Here is a 2,341-nt window from a genome sequence, read left to right on the forward strand (position 1 = left end):
AATGATTGTCCTAGCCCCGATAGAAGTGAAAATCCTTTTGTGGCGGGGTTCGCCACAAAAGATTGAAACGGATAGCGGGATTAGCTCCTGAAAAAAAGATTTGGTTTTATCATAGAAATCGGGATGACAAGAATGGGAATAGAAAATAAGCATCTATATTAAAATGAACTTATATTACTTATATGGTGGAAATAAACCTTTAAAGTTCAATTTCAGGCGTCCAAAAATGCTTCTCTAAATCTATAATTTGATTATTTTCTATAACAATACCTTCGCTTTCCAGAAGTTGCTGCATTAAATTAGTTCCGTCAAAATGATGTTTTCCGGTTAAAAGACCTTTTCTGTTTACAACTCTGTGCGCGGGAACATCTTCCATATTATGGCAGGCATTCATTGCCCAACCCACCATTCTTGCTGAACGTGCTGTTCCTAAAGCTTTCGCAATTGCGCCATATGAAGTTACTTTTCCGTACGGAATTTGTCTGGCGATCGTATAAACTTTTTCAAAAAAATTATCCTCAGCCATACTTGAATTATTTTACCATTAAGATATTAAGGTTCATTAAGGCAAAGCTTAACTTATTATTGAAAAAATAATTAAGAAAGTGAAGTTTTACAAAGCGGTGCTTAATTTTTCTTAATTTCTTAATGGTTCAATTTTATAAAACCTAAATTTTTAATTTTAATCTTTAGAAAATATTGTTAACCGAAATAGTAATTCAGAATATTAAAAAGCGTTGCAATAGCAATTAAACCAGTAATGCTTCCTATAATAGTATTCATATTTCGCATTAGGTAATCGGTTTTCTTTTCGATTCTTCCAAAGAAACCAATATAGCTGTATAAAGCTGCGAATGAACCCAAAACCGAACCAAATACAAAAGTAAAAATAATGTTGTTTTCGAATGCAAAAAGATGATAAGAAGCAAGCGTAACGCTCACAACAACATAATATGGAATAGGGAAAAAGTTCAAACCAGAAAGTAACATTCCTAAAAAGAAGCGGCTTTTTTTGCTGCTCTTTTTAATCTTTGATTTTTTAGCTTTTGGTTCTTTTGCGATAAACAAAAAGTAAATCGTTAATATCGAAAAAATAGCAAAACCAACTTCGCGTAATAAAGTAACAACATCCGGACGATTATCAATTACCTGTGCGAATAAAACTGCCAAAGAAACCTGAAAAAAGATCACTAAAACAGCGCCGGCAACAAACCAAAGGGCGTTCTTTTTTCCCTCTTTTAGATTCACTTTTGCAGCTGTCATGTTGATTAAACCAGGTGGAATAATCCCAATGAAAGCGGCAATAAAACCTGAAAGTAATGGGGTAAGTAATGCCATTCAGTTATTTAATGGGTTTGAAAATTCGTTTTAAAATTAAATTAGTCTTTAATTTTAAAGCGAATATACGTAATTGCCTTGTTAATCTCTAAATATTGTTTCTCGTAAAAAGTCTGGAAAGAAGTAACTTCCTCAGGACTTCCTTCATTTGTATATACATTATGATTGGCATATAAAACCTCATGTCCTTCACCATGAAGTAATCCAAGCGTATAACCGTGCATGAATTCACTATCAGTTTTAAGATTTACAACACCGTCTTTTTTAAGGATTTTTTTATACAATTTCAAAAACTCAGAGTTTGTCATTCTGTGTTTTGTTCTTTTATATTTAATTTGCGGATCCGGAAAAGTAATCCAGATTTCGTCTACTTCATTTTCATTAAAAATATGATTGATCAATTCGATTTGAGTTCGAATAAAAGCAACATTATGAAGTCCGTTTTCAACAGCGGTTTTTGCACCTCTCCAGAAACGAGCACCTTTAATATCTATACCAATAAAATTTTTGTCAGGATATCTTTCTGCTAATCCAACAGAATATTCACCTTTTCCACATCCTAATTCTAAAACTAATGGATTATCATTTTTAAAGAAATCAGAGTTCCATTTTCCTTTCAAAGGCATTAAATCGCCTACAACTTCTTCTCTGGTTGGTTGAAAAACGTTTTCAAATGTCTCGTTTTCTCTGAATCTTTTTAGTTTATTTTTACTTCCCACTTTTACAAAAATTTTCTGCAAAATTAAGGAATATAAACGAATGAAAATAGCCGAATTAGCTTTAAAGTTTTATTGGGCGAATTTTGATGGAAGATATTTTTTTCAACCACAAATTACACAAATTTTCGCGAATTTTTTTTACCTCTCCCGATAGCTATCGGGCAATGTAGTTAAGTTAAGCTTTTAAAAATAAAATTATTGCAAATCAAATCCGTTTTTATCCGCGTTTTTACGAAGTAAATCTGTTTTATCCGCGTCAAAATTAGACGCTGATTTTACTGATT

3 protein-coding genes are annotated in these 2,341 nt (G+C 32.0%); all 3 read right to left on the reverse strand.

The annotated features are described in order from the left end of the window. Positions 1-199: 199 nt before the first annotated feature. Positions 200-526 carry an MGMT family protein gene (locus ACHZDT_RS02930; protein ID WP_394773168.1) on the reverse strand — a complete coding sequence of 109 codons (327 nt, stop codon included), beginning with the start codon at positions 524-526 and terminating at the stop codon, positions 200-202. Between the two features lie 176 nt (positions 527-702). After that, positions 703-1,338 (reverse strand): LysE family transporter, encoded by a 636-nt coding sequence (locus ACHZDT_RS02935; RefSeq protein WP_394773169.1) that lies wholly within the window; start codon positions 1,336-1,338, stop codon positions 703-705. Positions 1,339-1,379: 41 nt separating this feature from the next. Further along, entirely contained in the window at positions 1,380-2,057 is a 678-nt protein-coding gene (gene trmB / locus ACHZDT_RS02940; RefSeq protein ID WP_394773170.1) for a tRNA (guanosine(46)-N7)-methyltransferase TrmB, read from the reverse strand. Positions 2,058-2,341 lie beyond the last annotated feature (284 nt).

It is taken from the genome of Flavobacterium sp. (assembly GCF_043722275.1).
Taxonomy (GTDB): domain Bacteria; phylum Bacteroidota; class Bacteroidia; order Flavobacteriales; family Flavobacteriaceae; genus Flavobacterium.

What these genes read in the sequence shown, in the direction of transcription:
- ACHZDT_RS02930 (WP_394773168.1), bottom strand. Translation starts at nt 526, where the DNA reads ATGGCTGAGGATAATTTTTTTGAAAAAGTTTATACGATCGCCAGACAA.
- ACHZDT_RS02935 (WP_394773169.1), bottom strand. Translation starts at nt 1,338, where the DNA reads ATGGCATTACTTACCCCATTACTTTCAGGTTTTATTGCCGCTTTCATT.